This window comes from Sulfitobacter sp. TBRI5 (assembly GCF_051013555.1).
Classification (GTDB): domain Bacteria; phylum Pseudomonadota; class Alphaproteobacteria; order Rhodobacterales; family Rhodobacteraceae; genus JL08.
This window is the reverse complement of record NZ_CP112884.1, coordinates 2,407,342-2,427,115: the sequence shown is the minus strand read 5'-3', so window position 1 is coordinate 2,427,115 and position 19,774 is coordinate 2,407,342. Positions and strand designations below refer to the sequence as shown.

General features: G+C 58.1%; 19 protein-coding genes. 10 read left to right on the top strand and 9 right to left on the bottom strand.

Annotation, left to right across the window (positions count from 1 at the left end):
- Window positions 1-8: 8 nt before the first annotated feature.
- The 9 genes from OLX72_RS12195 (at window position 9) to pdeM (ending at window position 9,397) form a co-directional block, all read left to right on the top strand.
- Window positions 9-971: a type II secretion system F family protein gene (locus OLX72_RS12195; protein ID WP_114871023.1), complete on the top strand. Its 963-nt coding sequence runs from the start codon at window positions 9-11 to the stop codon at window positions 969-971.
- Window positions 972-983: 12 nt separating this feature from the next.
- On the top strand, window positions 984-1,964 hold the full coding sequence (locus tag OLX72_RS12190) for a type II secretion system F family protein (protein ID WP_433988756.1): 981 nt from the start codon (window positions 984-986) through the stop codon (window positions 1,962-1,964).
- 46 nt (window positions 1,965-2,010) lie between these two features.
- On the top strand, window positions 2,011-2,541 hold the full coding sequence (locus OLX72_RS12185; RefSeq protein WP_254684617.1) for a tetratricopeptide repeat protein: 531 nt from the start codon (window positions 2,011-2,013) through the stop codon (window positions 2,539-2,541).
- Between the two features lie 30 nt (window positions 2,542-2,571).
- Window positions 2,572-3,420, top strand: coding sequence for a tetratricopeptide repeat protein (locus OLX72_RS12180; protein ID WP_114871026.1), 849 nt, complete (start codon window positions 2,572-2,574; stop codon window positions 3,418-3,420).
- A gap of 6 nt (window positions 3,421-3,426) precedes the next feature.
- The gene (locus tag OLX72_RS12175; protein WP_114871027.1) at window positions 3,427-3,921 is read left to right on the top strand and encodes a prepilin peptidase; all 495 of its coding nucleotides are present in this window, start codon (window positions 3,427-3,429) and stop codon (window positions 3,919-3,921) included.
- Between the two features lie 143 nt (window positions 3,922-4,064).
- Window positions 4,065-5,375 (top strand): ATPase, encoded by a 1,311-nt coding sequence (locus OLX72_RS12170; RefSeq protein ID WP_433988755.1) that lies wholly within the window; start codon window positions 4,065-4,067, stop codon window positions 5,373-5,375.
- Window positions 5,372-6,172, top strand: a complete 801-nt coding sequence (locus OLX72_RS12165) for an NAD(P)-dependent oxidoreductase (RefSeq protein ID WP_114871028.1) — start codon at window positions 5,372-5,374, stop codon at window positions 6,170-6,172. The genes OLX72_RS12170 and OLX72_RS12165 overlap by 4 nt, the downstream gene beginning before the upstream one ends.
- A 63-nt stretch (window positions 6,173-6,235) precedes the next feature.
- Entirely contained in the window at window positions 6,236-8,671 is a 2,436-nt protein-coding gene (locus OLX72_RS12160; protein ID WP_433988754.1) for a ligase-associated DNA damage response DEXH box helicase, read from the top strand.
- A 63-nt stretch (window positions 8,672-8,734) separates the two neighbouring features.
- Entirely contained in the window at window positions 8,735-9,397 is a 663-nt protein-coding gene (gene pdeM, locus OLX72_RS12155) for a ligase-associated DNA damage response endonuclease PdeM (protein WP_114871030.1), read from the top strand.
- Here pdeM and OLX72_RS12150 read toward each other — a convergent pair whose 3' ends face one another.
- Entirely contained in the window at window positions 9,398-10,159 is a 762-nt protein-coding gene (locus OLX72_RS12150; protein ID WP_114871031.1) for a LytTR family DNA-binding domain-containing protein, read from the bottom strand.
- A 144-nt stretch (window positions 10,160-10,303) separates the two neighbouring features.
- Here OLX72_RS12150 and OLX72_RS12145 point away from each other — a divergent pair, with 144 nt between their 5' ends.
- On the top strand, window positions 10,304-10,738 hold the full coding sequence (locus OLX72_RS12145; protein ID WP_114871032.1) for a PaaI family thioesterase: 435 nt from the start codon (window positions 10,304-10,306) through the stop codon (window positions 10,736-10,738).
- A gap of 3 nt (window positions 10,739-10,741) precedes the next feature.
- On the opposite strand, the gene folD is transcribed toward OLX72_RS12145, so the two are convergent.
- The 8 genes from folD to pal all read right to left on the bottom strand — a co-directional run bounded on the left by folD (window position 10,742) and on the right by pal (window position 19,688).
- Entirely contained in the window at window positions 10,742-11,635 is an 894-nt protein-coding gene (gene folD, locus OLX72_RS12140) for a bifunctional methylenetetrahydrofolate dehydrogenase/methenyltetrahydrofolate cyclohydrolase FolD (RefSeq protein WP_433988753.1), read from the bottom strand.
- Window positions 11,636-11,727: 92 nt separating this feature from the next.
- Entirely contained in the window at window positions 11,728-13,404 is a 1,677-nt protein-coding gene (locus OLX72_RS12135) for a formate--tetrahydrofolate ligase (RefSeq protein WP_433988752.1), read from the bottom strand.
- Between the two features lie 170 nt (window positions 13,405-13,574).
- Window positions 13,575-14,171: an MOSC domain-containing protein gene (locus tag OLX72_RS12130; RefSeq protein WP_433988751.1), complete on the bottom strand. Its 597-nt coding sequence runs from the start codon at window positions 14,169-14,171 to the stop codon at window positions 13,575-13,577.
- 90 nt (window positions 14,172-14,261) lie between these two features.
- A complete protein-coding gene (locus OLX72_RS12125) occupies window positions 14,262-15,047 on the bottom strand; it encodes a methyltransferase domain-containing protein (RefSeq protein WP_433988750.1) in 786 nt (261 codons plus the stop codon).
- A complete protein-coding gene (gene ftsH, locus OLX72_RS12120) occupies window positions 15,044-16,963 on the bottom strand; it encodes an ATP-dependent zinc metalloprotease FtsH (protein WP_433988749.1) in 1,920 nt (639 codons plus the stop codon). The genes OLX72_RS12125 and ftsH overlap by 4 nt, the downstream gene beginning before the upstream one ends.
- Before the next feature lie 80 nt (window positions 16,964-17,043).
- Entirely contained in the window at window positions 17,044-18,345 is a 1,302-nt protein-coding gene (gene tilS / locus OLX72_RS12115) for a tRNA lysidine(34) synthetase TilS (RefSeq protein ID WP_254684619.1), read from the bottom strand.
- A complete protein-coding gene (ybgF, locus tag OLX72_RS12110) occupies window positions 18,342-19,172 on the bottom strand; it encodes a tol-pal system protein YbgF (protein WP_114871037.1) in 831 nt (276 codons plus the stop codon). Before ybgF ends, tilS begins: the two co-directional genes overlap by 4 nt.
- Before the next feature lie 6 nt (window positions 19,173-19,178).
- Window positions 19,179-19,688 carry a peptidoglycan-associated lipoprotein Pal gene (gene pal, locus OLX72_RS12105; protein WP_114871038.1) on the bottom strand — a complete coding sequence of 170 codons (510 nt, stop codon included), beginning with the start codon at window positions 19,686-19,688 and terminating at the stop codon, window positions 19,179-19,181.
- Between the last annotated feature and the right edge of the window lie 86 nt (window positions 19,689-19,774).

Genomic DNA, 19,774 nt, shown 5'->3' with positions numbered 1-19,774 from the left:
CCAGAACAATGAGTGCAGAACCAATTATTTATGGCCTGATTTTTGTCGGTGTCCTGGTACTGGTCGAAGGCCTGTACCTTGTCGCATTCGGCAAATCCATCAGCCTTAACAGCCGCATCAACCGCCGTCTGGAAATGCTGGAACGGGGTACTGGGCGCGAAGAAGTGCTGGCCAAGCTGCGCAAAGAAATGCAGCAGCATATGAAATCGCGCACGATACCGCTGTATTCGTTGCTGGCGGAAAAGGCACAAAAAGCGGCGATCGCGTTTTCGCCCAAGCAATTGATGATCATTATGGCCGGGCTGGCTGCCGTTGCGTTTATTGGCCTGTCCATCGGGACCGAAACAGAACCACCCGTGCGTGTACTTTTGTCGATCAGCATTGGCGTCGGGGCGGTTTATTTCTGGGTATCCCACAAGGCCGGGAAACGCCTGGGTATGATCGAAGAACAATTGCCCGATGCGGTCGAATTGATGGTGCGCTCCTTGCGTGTGGGTCATCCGTTTTCATCGGCAATTCAGATCGTTGCGAAAGAGGCTCAGGATCCGCTGGCCAGCGAATTCGGTGTGATTTCCGATGAAGCCGCCTATGGACGCGAGATCGGTGAGGCGCTGAAAGACATGGCCAAACGGCTTGATATACAGGATCTTCGCTTTTTGGCGGTTGCCGTGACGATCCAGCAGCAATCAGGGGGCAACCTTGCCGAGATCCTGGCTGGTCTGGCCAAGGTGATCCGCGCGCGGTTCCGCCTGTTCCGGCGCGTCAAAGCGATCACCGCCGAGGCGAAATGGTCTGGCAAGTTTCTTTCTGCGTTTCCGATTGTAGCGCTGATTGTGATCAACATCGGTGACCCTAACTATTATGACGAAGTGCGCGATCACCCTTGGTTTATTCCTGCATGTTTCGTCGTCGGCATCCTTCTGGCTGCCAACCTGCTGGTCATGCGTGTCCTGACCGATATCAAAGTCTGAGGGAGTGAAAGAATGGAATTCTTTGGACAAATAGATACTCTCGTAACAGACTCACTGGGCGAATTCGGCCCGCTGATCGCCATCGGTGTAGCTGGCATGCTGATGATCATGTTGGCAGTGCCTTTGATGCTGCAACAACGCAAAGACCCGCTGGACAAACTCAAGCGCCAACTCAAGGCGCCCAAGGAGCAAGCCAATAAGCGTGAACGGCTGCGCCACGGCGGTCGCAACGAAAAACTGGAAAAATTCTCAGGGTTTCTCGAACCAAAAGACGTGGCCGATCTGTCGGCGATGCAATTGAAACTGCGTCAGGCCGGCTACCAAACCAAAGACGCCGTGCGTTTTTTCCACTTTGCACAGTTTTCCTTGGGCATTTTGGGTTTGCTGTCAGGTGTTCTTTACGTCACCGTTTTCGGCGGTGGCGAAGGGATGAGCATGCAAAAGATGATGATCTATACGATCGCCCCGGGCGGGATCGGGTACATGCTTCCTAAGTATTGGGTGACACGGCGGGTCGAAGCCCGCAAAGAGGAAATTATTTCGGGTTTTCCGGACGCAATGGACATGATGTTGGTCTGTATCGAAGCGGGCCAATCGCTTGATCAATGTATTGTGCGCGTGGCCAAGGAGCTGCATTCAAGCTGTCCCTCTCTGGCAGACGAGTTTGAAGTTGTTGCTCAGGAGATGAAGGCCGGCAAAGACAAGGTGACCGTTTTCAAAGATATGGCTGATCGCTGCGGCGTTCAAGATGTATCCTCTTTCGTGACGGTACTGATCCAGTCGGCCAGCTTCGGGACATCCATTGCCGAAGCGCTTCGGGTTTATGCCGAAGAAATGCGTGACAAACGCGTGATGCGCGCGGAAGAGGCCGCAAACAAGTTGCCAACCAAGATGACCCTTGCCACTATGATGCTGACAGTACCACCGCTTTTAATCATTCTGGTCGGACCTTCCGCGCATGGCATTTCACAGCTGGGGAATATGGGAAATTAAAGCGAATTACTGGCAAAAAACGCAAACACTTCTTTTCGCAAGCGCCTTGAGCTTTGGATTGGCGGCCTGCACTGCGGGCGGCCTTTCGCGTGAACCGGACAGCCCATATGCACCGGGTCTGGACACGCGCAAGGAAGCGGTTGACGGGTTGGAAGTCGGGCATCGCCTGATTGATGCCGGCCAGTACGAACTGGCCCTTGAAGCGTTCAATCGTGCGGCGTTGGAAAACGGCATGACAGCCGAAATCCTGTCGGGGCTGGGCACTGCAAATCTGGGCCTGGGCCGGTTGGGTCAGGCCGAAACACTGTTGCGGCGCGCCATAGAACAGGATGAAACGCGCCCTGAAATCTGGAACAATCTGGGCGTTGTGCTGATGGAAGAAGGCAAAACGGCCGAATCTGTTCAGGTATTTCGCACCGCCTATGCGCTGGATGATGGCAAAAGCGACTCAATCCGAGATAATTTGCGTCTGGCTATCGAAAAATCCGAAATATCTGATAATAATGATATACAAGGCGAAGAATATAAATTGGTGAGACGGGGCGGAGGCGATTTTCTGATCCAGACAACACCATGATTGAGGCCAGAGCAGTAAAAGGACGCAAAAATGCGCCATACCATCCTATTAAGCCTGTGTTTAACAGGTGTGATCGGTCTTTCCGCATGTGAAAAGAACGATGACGAAACCGTTGAACGCGCCATTCAGGACGTCAATGTCGTGGATGAAACCAACCTGAATGACGTGATGCTGACGGTGGCCGACCCGAATGAAGCGGTGAACTATTTCGCCCGCGCCTCCAAGGCCAACCCCGACCGGATTGATCTGCAACGTGGTCTGGCGGCATCTCTGGTGCGGGCCAAGCGCAACACCGAAGGTGTGACGGCGTGGACCAAAGTCACCAAGATGGAAGGTGCGGAGCCGCAAGACAGCGTCAATCTTGCCGACGCGCTGATCCGGTCTGGCGAATGGACCAAGGCCGAACAGACACTGGATACCATCCCCCCGACCTTTGAAACCTTTGAACGCTACCGTCTGGAGGCGATGGTTGCCGATGCGGGCGAAGAATGGTCAAAGGCGGATACATTCTATGAAACCGCTGTGGGCCTGACAACGCGCCCTGCCAGCGTTATGAACAACTGGGGCTATTCCAAGCTGACGCGCGGCGATTACGCCGAGGCAGAACGCCTGTTCAGCGAAGCCATCCGGCAGGACAACAGCCTGTTCACCGCCAAGAACAATCTGGTTCTGGCCCGCGGCGCGCAACGCGAATATTCGCTGCCCGTAATCCCGATGGACCAGACGGAACGCGCCCAGTTGCTGCATACGTTGGCCCTGTCCGCGATCAAGCAGGGCGATGTGAAAACCGGTGAAAACCTGCTGCGCGAAGCGATCGAAACACATCCGCAGCATTTTGAAGACGCTGTGCGGTCCTTGCGTGCGCTGGAAGCAGCCTAGACGCCGATGCAAATAACGGTTGCATCGGCCCTATGGTTTCTGCCTTTTGTGGTGCCCATCTGTTTCTTCGTGATTTTCAACGACCTTCGGGAAATGAAAATCACGAACAATACTGTGCTGCTGCTGGGGGCTGTTTTTGTTGTGATCGGTCTGGTTGCCCTACCCTTTGATAAATACCTGTGGCGTCTGGCGCAGCTGGCGATTGTGCTGGTGATCGGTTTCGTGCTGAACGCGGCCGGCACGATGGGCGGCGGGGATGCCAAGTTTCTGGCCGCTGCCGCGCCCTTTGTTCATCAAAGCGATGCGGTCCTTGTCGGGCAGATATTCGCCGCGTGCCTGCTGGCGGCCTTTGTGACGCAACGCTTTGCAAAATATAGCGGATTGCGCCGTCTGGCGCCCGACTGGATCAACTGGGATCGAGGCCGCCTGTTTCCGATGGGCATGGCGCTGGGTGGCACTTTGGCGATGTATCTAGGGCTTGGGGCCTATTTCGGGGTCTGACGGCCACTTTGTAACCGATTTTGCCATAAAATACCCACAATAGCCCGTCAGACTGTGAAAATTCGGGCTGTATCTGCGCAAATCAGAATGCGCTGGCAGGCCGGATGACGCAGTTCGACAACCGTTATTTACAGGCCAAAATCATGAATATGCAGACCCAAAGCGTAATGGCACCGCCCGCACCGCGCAGCATCCAGGAAATGAAGCTGCCCGTCGTGATGATGCGGGATATTCTTTTGAAAACCATTTTCCGCAAGAACATGGATATGGCTTCGGAAATTTCCGCAGCGATCTGCCTGCCGATTCCCGTGACACAGCAATTGATCGACATGGCGCGCGACCAGAAATTATTGGAAGCGACAGGTACACTGAACGCCAACAATGGCAATGAAATGGGATACCAACTGACCGATGCAGGCAAGGCCCGCGCATTAGACGCGCTGTCTCAGTCAGAATATTTCGGGGCGATGCCTGTGCCGCTTGAGGTGTATCGTGATCAGATCGAACGCCAGTCGATCAAGAACATTTCGATCACCCGCGACCAGTTGACCAACGCAATGGGCCATTTGGTTTTGCCAGGTGAATTGCTGGACCATTTGGGCCCGGCCGTCAGCGCGGGCCGTTCCATCCTTATGTATGGCCCGCCCGGAAACGGTAAATCGTCAATCTCGAACGGTATCCGTGACGCGTTGGGCGACAAGGTCTATGTGCCGCGCGCCATTGAATATTCCGGACAGGTGATCACCGTCTATGATCCGATGGTGCATTCCAAGGCGGAAGAGCAAAAGGATGATCCCAACGCGCTGCGCCGCAATGCCAACCGTTACGATACGCGTTATGTACGCTGTGAACGCCCCACCGTTGTGACAGGCGGGGAACTGACGCTGAACATGCTGGATCTGGTTTATAACCCGAACGCCAAAACCTATCAGGCGCCGCTCCAGTTGAAATCGACCGGCGGCATTTTTATTGTGGACGACCTTGGTCGCCAATCCGAATCTCCGCAGGCATTGATCAACCGCTGGATTGTTCCACTGGAAGAAAGCAAGGATATTCTGGCACTGCAATCGGGCGAGAAATTTGAGGTTCCGTTTGATACGCTGGTCATCTTCTCGACCAACTTCCACCCAAACGAAATCTTTGACAAAGCGGCCCTGCGCCGGATCTTTTTCAAGATCAAGATCGACGGGCCGGATCAGGAAAACTTCCTGAAAATCTTTGCAATGGTCGCGCGTAATAAAGGCGTTCCGCTGGAAGAAAGCGCGCTGATCCATCTGTTGAAGGTCAAATACCCGACCATCGACAACGTCTATGCCAACTATCAACCCGTGTTCCTGATCGACCAAATGATTGCTATCTGCGAATTTGAAGGTATTCCTTATCAGATGACACCGGAACTGATTGATCGTGCGTGGGCCAACATGTTCGTGAAAGACGAAGTCATCGTGAAATGATCGGCGTTGCCGGGTGCGGCCGGATGGGCGCGCCCATGCTGGTTGCGCTGCGTGCCGACGGGCTGGAGGCGCGCGGTTATGATATTCGCCCGCCATCCGAATTCGGCGAACTGACCCCTGCGATGACGGATGATGCTGGCGCATTTGCCGCTACTCTGTCTGTGCTGATCACCGTTGTGCGCGACATCGATCAGACAGAAGACGTTTTGTTCGGCGCGCAGAACTTTTCCGCTGCGCCGCACCTGACCCACATCGTGATCTGTTCCACCCTCTCACCAAATTACGTGATCGCCCTGCGCGACCGTATCGCCGATCACATCGCGCTGGTCGATGCGCCGATGTCGGGCGCGCAGATCGCTGCGCGGGAGGCGCGGCTGTCTTTCATGCTTGGGGGAGACGCGGCCGACTTGCAGGCGCTTGACCCTGCATTGCGGGCAATGGGCCAGCATTTTCACCATATGGGGCCGTTCGGGGCCGGGATGCAGGCCAAGGTACTGAACAATCTGCTGGCCGCAGGGTCCACGGCGATGACGCGGCTGGTGCTGGACTGGGCCGATCACGCCGGACTGGATGAAACTGCCTTGCTGAACCTGATTGCAACGTCATCGGGGCAGAACTGGTTTGCCTCGGGCTATGAAAAGATCGAATTTGCCCGCGACGGATACAGCGATGACAACACGATCGGCATTCTGGTCAAGGACGTAAACAGCGCCCTTGATTCGGCACCAAAGGGGGCCGATACATCGCTGCCCGAGACGGTGCGCGATCTGATCCGCGACCTGAAACCGCGCCGGTAACTTTTTCGCGGATTTGCGCATATCCGCCCTGCCATCGGATCGCCAACAGACTACACTAGGATTATGGCACCCGTCCCCCCCCTGTTCGCAGACTGGTTTGCAACCAAAGGCTGGTCCGTGCATCCGCACCAGCAGCACATGCTGGAGCGCGCGGATGATCCGGCGCTTTTGCTGATCGCGCCAACGGGGGGCGGCAAAACACTGGCCGGTTTCCTGCCGACACTGGTTGATCTGGCACAGGCCCCGCACGACGGGTTGCACACGCTATATATCTCACCGCTCAAGGCGCTGGCGGCAGACATCAAACGCAACCTGACAACGCCGGTAACCGAAATGGGCCTGCCGATCCGGATCGAAGACCGCACCGGAGATACCCCCGCCAGCCGCAAGAAACGACAGCGCGCCGATCCGCCCCATATTCTGCTGACAACCCCCGAAAGCCTGGCCCTGCTGACATCTTACGAAGACGCACCGCGGATGTTTGCCGGGCTGAAACGGGTGGTTGTCGATGAAGTGCACGCACTGGCCGAAAGCAAGCGGGGTGATCAGCTGGTGCTGGCGCTGTCACGATTGCAGGCGATGTGCCCCGATCTGAAACGCGTTGGCCTGTCCGCAACCGTGGAAGACCCTGCCGCCATTGCCCGGTTCCTGGCGCGCCACCCCGATCCCTGCCCTGTTCTGCTGGCCGATCCGGGGCCTGCGCCTGACATCAGCATGTTGCAAACGTCGGAAAACCCGCCATGGTCGGGTGGCAACGCGGCCTACGCGATCCCTGCCGTTCTGGACATGGTCAAGGCGCACAAGACCACGCTGATCTTTCACAACACCCGTGCACAGGCCGAAATATTCTTTCACAACCTGTGGCTTGCCAATGACGATGCGCTACCCATCGGGATCCATCATGGCAGTCTGGACAAAGTTCAGCGCACGCGGGTCGAAGCGGCGATGGTGCGCGGTGACTTGCGCGCGATTGTCTGCACCGGAAGCCTTGATCTGGGGATCGACTGGGGCGATGTCGATCTGGTTGTCCAGATGGGTGCGCCCAAGAATGTCAAACGGCTGGTACAGCGGATCGGGCGGGCCAATCACCGCTACAACGCCCCATCAAAGGCTGTTCTGGTGCCTGCCAACCGGTTTGAAGTGGTCGAATGCGTTGCCGCGCTAGACGCGGTCAAGGCCGGTGAACTGGACGGCGAACCGCGCGGTCCGGGGCCGCGTGACGTGCTGTGCCAACATGTGCTGATCGCGGCCTGCGCTGGCCCGATTGCAGCAGATGTTCTTTTTCAGGAGGTTACCGGCGCAGGCCCATATAGCGATCTGACACGCGCCGAATTTGACGATTGTCTGGAATTCTGCGCCACCGGCGGATACGCGCTGCGCGGCTACGACCGCTGGCAACGTCTGAAACAGGATCCCGACGGGCGCTGGCATTTGCGCGATCCGCGCAGCGCGCAGCGTATTCGCATGAACATCGGCACCATTCAGGATACCGATACGTTGAAAGTGCGCCTGAAGCGGGCCCGCGGCGGCAAACCCCTGGGTGAGGTCGAGGAAGCTTTTGCGGCAACGCTAAGCACGGGCGATACGTTTCTGATCGGCGGGCAGATCGTGCGCTACGAAGGCCTGCGGGAAATGACCGTCGAGGTCACGCGCCGCGCTGACAAAAAACCAAAGATCGCCACCTTTGCGGGTACCAAGTTTGCCGCCTCGACCCAGCTTTCGGATCGGATCTTGCGTCTGTTCCAGCAGAACGACTGGCCCGAATTGCCGCGCCACACCGCCGACTGGCTGAGCCTGCAACGCACCATATCCCGATTGCCCGGCCCCGACCGCCTGCTGGTCGAAAGCTTTGAGCAGGACGGGCGGGCGCACACCTGCGTTTACGGGTTTGCCGGGCGCAACGCGCAACAGACGCTGGGGCTGTTGCTGACCAAACGGCTGGATGAACTGGGGCTGAACCCGCTGGGGTTCGTCGCGACAGATTATGCCACGCTGATCTGGGGGCTGGACGCTGTTCGGGACCCCGCCGCGCTGTTCAGGATCGATGCCTTGCGCGATGGTCTGGACAGCTGGCTTGCAGGCAATGCGGTGATGAAACGCACCTTTCGCGCCAGCGCAACCATTGCCGGGCTTATCGAACGCAACAGGCCCGGCGCGCGATCCTCCGGTCGTCAGGCCACGTTCAGTTCCGATATCCTGTATGACACGTTGCTGAAATACGACCCCCAACACCTGATGATGCAGATCACCCGGCAGGAAGCGATGCGCGGACTGGTCGATTTCAGCCGGATCGAAGAGATGATCACCCGCATCGGCGGGCGCATTGATCACGTACGGCTGCCGCATGTATCGCCCTTGTCCGCGCCGATGTTGCTTGAAATGGGCAGGGTGCCGATCAAAGGATCGGCAGAGGAAAAACTGCTGGCACAAGAGGCAGAAGCCCTGATGCGTGACGCCGGGCTTGCCGATCTTGAGGGACGGGGCAGGAAACCTGCCTAAACCTCTTTCAGGAATACAGTTTTTGCCCTTGCCCTTGCATACCGTTCCTGTTTTGTTTGCGCCATGAACGGGTACAATTTCACCTTGGCTGGCGCGCCGATGACAGCGTTGGGATCGGGGGCTTTGTGGTGGCCCGATCAAAGCCTATTATGCGTGTCCGATCTGCATCTGGGCAAATCTGAACGGATCGCACGGCGCGGCGGGGCCATTCTGCCCCCCTATGACACACGCGATACCCTGACCCGGCTGGGCGCTGATCTGGCGCGCAGCAATGCGCGCACGGTGATCTGTCTTGGCGACAGCTTTGACGATATCGAAGCTGCACAGGCCCTGCCGGAAGAAGAAAAGCTGTGGATCGCCAAATTGCAGGCCGGACGGCGCTGGATGTGGATCGAAGGCAACCACGATCCCGGCCCGGTCGATCTGGGCGGCAGCCATCTGGCCGCGTTGCCCCTGCCCCCGCTGATCTTTCGCCACATCGCCCAATCGGGTGCCAGCGGTGAAATTTCAGGGCATTACCATCCCAAGGCACGCATAAAAACACGGGCAAAAACCATTTCGCGCCCTGCTTTTCTGATTGATGCCGATCGCGTCATTCTGCCGGCCTACGGCACCTATACCGGCGGGCTGGCCAGCCATGATATCGCGCTGGTCAATCTGATGCGACCCGAAGCGATTGCAGTGCTGACCGGCAAAACGCTGCACGCGGTGCCGATGCCGCGCTGATCAGATCAGGCCCGCCTGTTCCAGATCGCAACGGTATTTGCGGCTGACCGGCACGATATCACCATTCACCAGCCGAAACGACACTTTGCCGTTCTTGTGTTCTGCCGATTTGATGGCATCCATAGCAACCCAATGCGATCTGTGTGTGCAATACCCCGGCACCCCCGACATTTCATCGACGGCATCGGAAAATCGCATGCGTATCCGGTGGGTTTCATCAGGCGTCACGACGTCGACAAAACGGTCGTTCACCGACATGCGCAAACCCGGCCCGACAAAATCCCGCGGCAGGCGGCGCAGCAATCGCGGCGGCTCTTGCGGTGTGGCTATTCCCTTGTACGAGGTGGGTTCAATCCCGGGGATCAGACGCCGGATCACAAAGATCGTTGTCGATATCGCCGCGACGTAGAAGACCGTCGTCGCGGTATCGGGGCGTGAGGACGCATAACGCGGAACCATCAATTCCATCAGCGCCAGCAATGTGGGTGTGAACAAGACCGTCATCGCAATCACGGCCGCGATATCCTGCTTGATCGGCTCGGCGTGTTGAAACAACTGACGGCTCATCAGTCGGCATATACCGCCCAACACGATCGAAAGGCCGATCACTGTGCCCCAGAATATCGTACGCTCGGTGTAGGACAAAATGCCGTATGTCCCGAACGGCCCCGCCAGCGAAACGGCCAGCGTACTCAGAAGCCATATGGCAAGGGGGGTCGGCGCAAATAGGCCACGCAAGAATTCCGTGATCTTTGCCTGCATGTCATTTGCCGAATTCCCGTATAGAACTGATCAAATTGAAAATAAATGAACCTACTGGCTTGCATAGGTGTCGATTGCGGGGTTTTTCCCCCTCTCGCGCACTTGTGACACCTCATGTAAACCTGACCGGAATGAGAGACTTAAATGAATGAAAACATCCTGAACAAGATCAAGACAAGTTTCGCCGCGCAGTCGCTGATGGCGACTTTCGGCGCACAGATTGATCACATTTCGCAGGGACAGGTCAGCATCACCGCGCCGATCCTTGAAAACGCGCGCCAGCAGCACGGCTTTGCCCATGCCGGCCTGACGTTTTCGCTGGGCGACAGTGCGGCAGGCTATGCCGCACTGAGCCTGATGGCGGCGCAGGACGAAGTACTGACCGCCGAGATCAAGATCAACCTGCTGGCCCCGGCGCAAGGCGATATGTTGCGCGCGACCGGCCGGGTTATCAAACCGGGCCGCCGCCTGATCGTCGTCGGTGCCGAAGTGCATGCCATTGCGGACGGGGTGGAAACGCTAATTGCCATTCTGCAGGGCACAATGGTGCCCGTATCCGGCGCGACCGCATCCGCGTAACTGTTACGCTGTCAGCCCCTCGGGCTCGTCCAGCCCGTTGGCGCGGCAGCAGGCCGTGACGGTGTTGGCCAGCAGACACGCGATGGTCATCGGGCCAACGCCCCCCGGAACCGGCGTGATTGCCCCGGCGACCGCCGCGCAACTGTCGTAATCAACGTCACCCACCAACCGCGTGCCGCCCTCCGGCTTGTCGATCCGGTTGATCCCCACATCGATCACGGTCGCACCCGGTTTGATCCAGTCGCCCGGCACCATCTGGGGCCGTCCGACAGCGGCCACCACGATATCGGCGCGTTTGACGACCTCGGCCAGGTTTTTCGTTCTGCTATGCGCAATCGTGACGGTGCAACTGTCACCCAACAGCAATTGCGCCATTGGCTTGCCCACGATATTTGATCGCCCGATCACCACCGCGTCCATACCGGACAGCGATCCGTGATAGTCGCGCAGCATCATCAGACAGCCCAGCGGAGTGCAGGGCACCATGGATTTCTGCCCAGTACCCAGCAGGCCGACATTGGAAATGTGAAACCCGTCCACATCCTTGGCCGGATCGATCGAATTGATCACCAGATCCTCATCCAGATGCTTGGGCAGCGGCAATTGCACCAGAATACCGTGAATGTCCGGATCCGCGTTCAAGCGGCCAATCAGGGCCAGCAAATCGGCTTCGGACGTATCGGCATCCAGCCTGTGTTCAACCGATTTCATGCCGACTTCGACAGTCATCTTGCCTTTGGAACGCACATAGACCTGGCTTGCCGGGTCTTCGCCCACCAGCACCACCGCCAGCCCCGGTATGATCCCATGGTCCGCTTTCAACCGGGTAACGTGCTCGGCCACCTTGCCGCGTACGGTCGCCGCAAATGCCTTGCCGTCAATGACAGTCGCTCCCATCGTCCACTCTCCGCTTCATCTTTTTAAAAATACTTTCGCCGAAGGCAGGACGCGGCGCGAGCATGTCGCCCTGCGCCGCGTCCATTGTTTTCTTAAAACAATCCTTCGACATCACCATCAGCATTCAGCTTGATGTTTTCTGCAGACGGTACCCGCGGCAAGCCCGGCATCGTCATGATCTCGCCGCAGATCACCACAATAAACCCGGCACCCGCGCTCAGGCGCACTTCGCGCACTGGAACACTGAACCCTGTGGGCGCGCCGCGCCGTTCGGGATCGGTGGTAAAGCTGTACTGGGTCTTGGCCATACAGACAGGAAGGTTGCCGTATCCTTGCGCTTCCCAATCCTTCAGTTGTGTGCGGATCTTCTGATCGGCCAGCACCTCGTCGGCGCGGTAAATCCGTTTGGCAACGGTGTTGATCTTTTCGAACAATCCCATGTCGTCGGGATAGATCGGAGCGAAGTTGGCCATGTCCGCATCGGCAATCTGCGCCACGCGGGTTGCCAGGTCTCTGGCGCCTTCGCCGCCCTTTTCCCAGTGACGCGACAGGATCGCCTCGGATCCGTGGGCCTCGACATACTCCTTCACCGCCTGCACTTCGGCGTCGGTATCTGTCACGAAATGGTTGATCGCCACAACGACGGGCACGCCAAAGCTTTTGACGTTTTCGATGTGTCGCCCAAGGTTGGGGCACCCCTTTTTCACGGCCTCTACGTTTTCGGTGCCAAGATCGGCCTTTTTCACGCCGCCGTTCATTTTCATCGCACGCACTGTGGCCACGATCACCACGCAGGACGGCGCAAGGCCGGCCTTGCGACATTTGATGTTCATGAACTTTTCAGCCCCGAGATCGGCACCGAACCCGGCTTCGGTCACGACGTAGTCGGCCAGTTTCAGCGCTGTCGTGGTCGCAATGACCGAGTTGCATCCATGTGCGATGTTGGCGAACGGGCCGCCATGCACAAAGGCGGGGTTGTTTTCCAGCGTCTGCACAAGGTTTGGCTGCATCGCGTCTTTCAGCAGCACGGTCATTGCGCCGTCCGCCTTGATATCACGGGCGAAAACCGGGCTTCGGTCGCGGCGGTAGGCCACGATCATGTTGCCGAGGCGCTCCTGCAGATCGCTCAGGTTCTTGGACAGACACAGGATCGCCATCACTTCGGACGCGACGGTGATGTCAAACCCTGCCTCGCGCGGGAAGCCGTTGGAGACACCCCCAAGGCTGGCTGTGATCTGGCGCAATGCGCGGTCGTTCATGTCGACAACACGGCGCCACACGACGCGACGGGTGTCGATCTCAAGCTCGTTGCCCCAGTAGATGTGGTTGTCGATCATCGCCGACAGCAGGTTGTGGGCCGATGTGATCGCATGAAAATCGCCTGTGAAATGCAGATTCATTTCTTCCATCGGGACAACTTGCGCATATCCGCCACCCGCAGCACCACCCTTCATCCCGAAGTTCGGGCCAAGCGATGCCTCGCGGATACAGACGGCCGCGTTCTTTCCGATCAGGTTCAACCCGTCGCCCAGACCAACGGTTGTTGTTGTCTTGCCCTCACCTGCGGGGGTCGGGTTGATCGCGGTGACAAGGATCAGCTTGCCATCGGCACGATCCTGTACGGAATTGATGAAGGACTGGCTGACCTTGGCCTTGTCGTGGCCGTAGGGCAGCAGATCATCACTGGAAATTCCCAGCTTGGCGCCGATTTCGTTAATCGGTTTTTTATTCGCTTCGCGGGCAATCTGAATATCGGTCTTAAAGCTCATGGGAATCCCTTTTGGCGCGGTTCAGGCATATTTGCTTGTAGCCTAATAGCGTTTGCCGCAGGTCGCGCAGGTCGTATTTCCGACATTTCCGAAGTGAAGAACGTCGGGGCACGCCCAAAGCGTTTCTTTTCGGAAACATTTTGGCCTTTGTCTTGTGCCTGTGTCTTGTCCTAGGTGCGCGCGGCGTTCAGATGCGGCCAGACCGGTTGATCGGGGATATGCAGTACCACCGTGTTACCGATGTGCAGCGGCCCTTTGCGTTCGACCCAGGCGGTCACACCGCGCAATCCCACAGCCGCCGATCTGAACGCCTTGCCATGGCCCGGCCTGTCTTTTTCGATTTCCTTGCCCGGATAGATGCAGGGCCGGTTTTCCATGTCGATCGTCAGGGACGTTCCGTGCTGGTTCTGCAATCGCGATGACGGGGGAACATGGGTAAAGTCAGGAATACCCCTGATGACCATCGACGCGCCCAGCCACGCCGGATCAAGCGCATCCACACCCATTTTTGCCGCGATCTGGTCCAGTTCCTCGGCCGAAAGAATGGTGAACTGGCGCACGTTGCGGATTTCAGTGCCCGGTGCATACTGGGCCGAGGTGCGGGTGCAGGCGGCGCGGGTCTGACCGCCATGGCGTTGCCCGTCCACGCCGGCGAATGTGGCATTCAGCGATTGCACCGGAACCGCGCGCAAATCGTCTGACGTCAAAGGCACATTGCCCAGCCACGTGATGGTTGCAGAAAATTTCGTCGGTTTGAGAGCGGGCATTACGTGTCCTTTGGATGCGGATTTTGCGCACAGTGCAACGCGCCATTTACCACTTCAAGCCAATCTGTCGAACAGAAGCTCTTTTCGTAATCAGGCGTGCACTGTCAGCGTGAAGAACAGCCGCCGGAACACGAATGTGACGCAACCGTCATTGCGCGCAGGATAGGCCGTTTCCATTTCCGCGTCATAGGCATTGATCAGGGCCTTTTGGTCCGCCCCGTTCAGCCCATCGAGAAACGGGCGCGCAAAAGTGCTTTCGGTGAACAGGCGAACCGGATGGCCCTGCCTGCTGGCGGGAAGCACCTGATAATAATCCGTTTCCCACGTCTGGAAATCACCCGACGGGGACAACAGATCGGCGTAATCCTGTGGCGCCAGAATTCCGGGCGTTGCGGGCAGTGGGCGTTTCGGGAACAGCCGGGCAAAACAATGCGACCACATCCGGTGCGACGGGGCCGCATTCTGGTGCGGCATCTGAACGGCCAGCACCCCAGCCGGTTTCAGGCCCGAGACAAGCCGCATCAAAACATCCGCGTGCGACCCGATCCATTGCAGCGCTGCATTCGAAAATATCAGGGCAACGGGTTCGCGCGGTTGCCATTTGGCAATGTCGGCGCGGACCAGATCGGTATAATCTGCGGTCTGTTCCGCGCGCGCCAGCATCGCTGGCGAATTGTCCACCCCGATCAGGCGATGATCGGGATAGCGCAACGCCAGCGCTTTCCCAACCACACCCGCACCGCACCCCAGATCGACAATGTCCCCTTCGGGCAAAGCGCCAAGCGTGTGCAGCAAATCCATCGGGGGGCGGAAACGAAAACCCCGAAACCTGTCATAGGTTTCGGGGTTCCAGTCTGTTATCCGTTCTTCGTTCAAGCCGAAGGTTCCGGCTCCAACCCGCCGTCACTGGGCGGTTTTTTGCGTTTCTTGGCTTTTGGAATGGCTGTCACGCTGGGCGCGCTGCCGGAATCGGGTTTGTCATCTTCATCCGGACCGGCCTGTGGCGGTTCACCCCGCATCACGCGCTTGATCTCTTCTCCGGTCAGAGTTTCGTATTCCAGCAATCCCTGCGCCAGACGCTCGAACTCTTCCGAGTTCTCTTCGATGATCTTGTAGGCGTTTTCATAGCCTTCCGCGATGAAGCTTTTGACCTCTTCCTCGATCATTTCCTTGGTTTTGGTCGATACCGAAAATCCCGCCGTGTTGCCGGAATAACCTTCGTGCGCTTCGGAATAGTCGATGTTTCCGACCTTGTCGGACATGCCCCAGCGCATCACCATCGCCCGCGCCAAGGCGCTGGCCTGCTGGATATCGCCTGCCGGACCGCTTGAAACCGACTCGGCCCCGTATTTGAAGATTTCGGCTGCCTTGCCCGCCATTGTCATGGTGATCTTTTCGCGGGCTTCATCCTTGAACATCTGCAACTTGTCCATTTCCGGCAGCGAAACAACCATGCCCAACGCGCCACCGCGCGGAATGATCGTGGCCTTGTAAACCGGATCGGTCTTGGTCAGCTTCAGGCCCACGATGGCATGGCCTGCCTCGTGATAGGCGGTTTTTTCCTTCTGGTCCTGCGTCAGCACCATCGAGCGGCGCTCGGCCCCCATCATCACCTTGTCCTTGGAGCTTTCAAAATCCTCCATCGTGACAAAGCGGCGCCCGACGCGGGCCGCCATCAGCGCGGCCTCGTTCACCAGATTGGCCAGATCGGCGCCCGAAAATCCCGGTGTTCCGCGTGCGATGATCCGCAAATCCACATCGGGGCCCAGCGGCGTCTTACGCGCGTGCACCGCAAGGATTTTCTCGCGTCCCTTGATATCGGGGTTGGCAACGGTGACCTGACGGTCAAACCGGCCCGGACGCAACAAGGCAGGATCAAGCACATCCTTGCGGTTGGTCGCCGCGATGATGATCACACCTTCGTTGGCTTCAAACCCGTCCATTTCCACCAGCAACTGGTTCAATGTCTGTTCGCGTTCATCGTTGCCGCCGCCGTATCCGGCGCCACGGTGGCGACCGACGGCGTCAATTTCGTCGATGAACACGATGCAGGGCGCGTTTTTCTTGGCCTGTTCGAACATGTCGCGCACCCGGCTGGCACCCACACCTACAAACATTTCCACGAAATCAGATCCCGAAATGGTAAAGAACGGCACGCCCGCCTCACCGGCGATCGCCCGCGCAAGCAGGGTCTTACCCGTACCCGGAGGTCCGACAAGCAACGCGCCTTTCGGAATTTTTCCGCCCAGACGGCTGAATTTCTGCGGGTTGCGCAGGAATTCGACGATTTCTTCCAGTTCTTCCTTGGCTTCGTCGATGCCAGCAACGTCATCAAATGTGACGCGGCCATGCTTTTCCGTCAGCATCTTGGCCTTGGATTTTCCAAAGCCCATAGCGCCGCCTTTGCCGCCGCCCTGCATCCGGTTCATGAAGTAGATCCAGACACCGATCAGCAGCAGGAAGGGCAGCAGCGACATCAGGAAGGTCTGAAAGCCTGATTGCTGTTGCTGTTCGGCGCGGACAGGAATGTTCGCATCGATCAAAAGCCCTGTGATTTCAGCATCTTCCGGCTTGATCGCAACGTAGTTCTGGCCGTCCGTGCGTTCGAACCGGACCTGTTCGCCATCCAGCGTAACCTTGGTCACATCGCCTGCTTCGACGGCAGTGACAAAGTCGCTATAGCTCATCTCGCGGCTTTGCATCGTTGTGCCAGAGCCGTTGAACATGTTGAAAAGCGCCAGAATCAGAAAAAACAGACCGACCCAGAATATGACGTTGCGTAGGTTGCCCAAGGGAACTCTCCTAAATATTCAATCGCGCGATCCGCATAACACGCAAGCACTTGGCTAAGATAGAGATCATTCAGCTTTCTTCAATGCGATAATAGCGCCGCAAAGAACTCTTCTCCGCTGCGCGACAACGCCACGTGCCAGCCTTCCGCACGTCCTGCAAGCGGGGCCGACAACAGATCATCGCCGCGCCAGATCGACGGAGAGGCCAGCAATCCCACCCGCGGTCGGCCGGTTTCGCGCCAGTCGGGGCATTGTGCCAGACCTTCCTGCCCAAGGGCGCGCACCTCGATATCATCCGTATCGGGCGGCGTGTTGCCTTCGGTTTCGGGGCCTTCCACGTGCCAGCGCTGATCCCAGGTTTCATCGGGGTGCGCCGCAAGGTCGCGCACCGCATTATATTCGCGGCTGATCCAGATATTGCCCTGATGGCGCGACACGATACTGCCATCCAGTGTAAAGCGGCGTCCGGCGCGGATTGCCGCGATCAGATCGGACATCGCAGCCCGGCGCGGCGGATATTCGGATCCGCTGACCCACATCACCGCGCGCACCAGCAGGCGGCGGGCGATTTCTTCGGGCAGGGTGCGAAACTGCTTCAGATCAATGACAATGTCGCCGTCAACAACATGGCTGGTTTCGCGCGCCGCCAGAAAACTGTGCCAGTCCAGCGCATCACGCGCCTTGCCCATCTGTTCGGCCACCTGCGCCAGCACCGGGGCGGTGATGCCCAACGGAGCCAGAACCTGCAGCGCGTTGCGCATTTTGATCCTGTCAAAACGCGGATCATCATTGCTGGGGTCATCGACCCACTTCAGACCATGCTGATCAAGATAATCGCGCAACTGGGCACGTGATACATCCAACAACGGGCGCACCAGTGTCACCCCGTTGTGAACCCGGCGCGCCGCCATCGCGGCAAGCCCATCCACACCCGAAGCACGCGACAGCCGTAGCAGAACCGTTTCCGCCTGATCATCGGATGTGTGCCCAAGTGCCAGAACCGGTATGTCGTTGCTGCGCGCCCAGTCTGTCATCATCTGATAACGTGCGCGTCGGGCCTGATCCTGCAGATTGCCAGTATGATCCCAGCCGGACCAACGCAGGATCGTGTGTGGAATTTCCAGTGCCTCGCATAGATGCGCCACGCTTTGCGCCTCGTCCGCAGATGCTGTGCGCAACCCGTGATCAACCGTGACGGCAAACAGGCTGGTCCCCTGCGACAGGCAAATCCGCGATAGAAGATGCAGCAAGGCAACGGAATCGCCCCCGCCCGATACCGCAACCCCAAGCCGTTCGGGGGGATTGGGCAGGAAATGCGCCGACACACCGCCCAGCAATCCGGACGTGTCACTATCCGGTCTATGCGGTGTGTTTTTTGTCAAAGGCAGCCCAAGGCCTGCATCTGTTGCTGGGCCTGCGCTACGGTCGGGGATGTCGGAAACCGCACGCCCACTTCAGACAGGGTCACACATGCCTCGTTTTTCTGGTCCAGCCCGCCGAGGGCTGTGCCAAGGCTTAGCAATGCTTCGGGCGCCAGCGGACCGGTCGGATTTCCTGTAAAGCTTTCCAGATAGGCGCGCGCGGCCTCTCTTGTGTCGCCCAGCGCATCCAGCGCCTTGCCGCGGCTTAACGCGGCCTGCGCGGCCAACGGCCCGCCGGGATAGGTCTGGCTGAAGCTTTTGAACTGATCTGCCGCAGCCTGATAGTTTCCGGCGGCAAGGGCTTCGCTTGCCTTGTCAAAATCGGCCTGTTCGCCCATCGCAAGTTCGGTGGTCGGCGTTTGCGGGGCTGTCGATGGTGCGACACTCCCCTGTGTTTGCGGCATTTCGCCCCCACCCAGCGTTGTTGTTTCGCCCAACTGGCTGACGTCTCCGCCTTCCAGTTCGACCAGACGAAACTCCAGATCGCCGATCCGGTTGGTTCCGTCCGTGACGACACTGTTAACCCTGAATTCAAGCTGTTCGGTCTTGGACGTCAGGCGCTGCAATTCGGATTCGATGTTGTTCAACCGGTCCAGCGTCGAACCGCCCGACACATCGACGCTGGGTGATCCGGTTGTCGACAATTCGCGTTTCAGGCGCTGCACCTCGACGAAAAGCACCGACAGTTCCTGACGGATATCCGCCAGGGTCTGTTGATCCTGTGCTGCCGCGTGCTGCGGTAGCAGTGCGGTGATCCAGAACATCAGGGCGACGACAACAGCACGCATAACGAATTATCCTGTCAGACCGGATGACAGTACCGTCACGGCGCGCCGGTTCTTTGTATAACACGCCTCGTCGCTGCACACTTCGATCGGGCGTTCCTTGCCGTAGCTGACAACCTTCAGCCGGTTTTCAGCGACACCGCGCGAAATCAGGTATTCGCGCACTGCGTTGGCGCGGCGTGCGCCCAGCGCAAGGTTGTATTCGCGTGTGCCCTGTTCATCGGCGTGGCCTTCGATCACGGCGACATAATCAGAGTTCGTGGTCAGCCAGGTCGCCTGCCCGTTCAACACCTGGATATAGTCCGGCGAAATGGTCGACTGGTCGACAGCGAACAGAACCCTGTCGCCGACGGCCTGCTGGAAATAGGCAACCGATGTCGGATCGGACACGCTGCCCGCCGCATTGGATCCCGCACCGTTCAGGCCACTGCCGCCCGCGTTGTCGAACCGGTTGGGATTGGTACAGGCGGCCAGGGCCAGACCTGCGGTCAATACAACTGCTTTGGAAAGGAAATTCATTTTGCTCGCCTCATGATGAGATTACGTTTTTTCTTTTGGTCTTTACTAGCACAGTTGCCATGCTTTGTGAACGCGGTGACAACAGT